Annotated in this window: 1 protein-coding gene; it reads right to left on the bottom strand. The window is 73.0% G+C overall.

The window, feature by feature from the left end:
- Positions 1-168: 168 nt before the first annotated feature.
- The coding region (locus tag D183_RS25375; protein ID WP_039728865.1) for an SURF1 family cytochrome oxidase biogenesis protein at positions 169-385 on the bottom strand (217 nt) is incomplete at its 5' end.

A 385-nucleotide genomic window follows, 5' to 3' on the forward strand; every position in this document is an offset into this window, starting at 1 on the left:
GCGGCTGGCGGCCGGCTGCCAGCCGGAAAAGCGCAACGCGCCGGCGACCAGCATCGAGCCGAAGAACAGGACGAACAACACGATCAGCGGCCAGCGGCCGCGTGCGGCCGCCGGGCGCGGGGCCGGGGTGGGAGCATTCATGCCGGGGATTTTCTCATGCGCGCGCGCTCAGCGCCCGCCCCGTCCCCTGCGCGCGCGCCAGCTGAGCAGCGCCGCGGTGACCAGCACCGCCAGCGCCAGGCCGAACCATTGCACCGCGTAACCCAAGTGGCGCTCGGGCGGCAGCGTGTTCGGCAACAGGTCCAGGTCGCGCGGATAGCCCAGTGGCAGGGCCGGATCCAAGCGCAGCACCTGCGACAAAATGTCGCGGCGGCCGAGCGCCTCG

The sequence above is a fragment of the Xanthomonas sp. SHU 199 genome, assembly GCF_000364665.1.
Taxonomy (GTDB): Bacteria; Pseudomonadota; Gammaproteobacteria; order Xanthomonadales; family Xanthomonadaceae; genus Xanthomonas_A; species Xanthomonas_A sontii.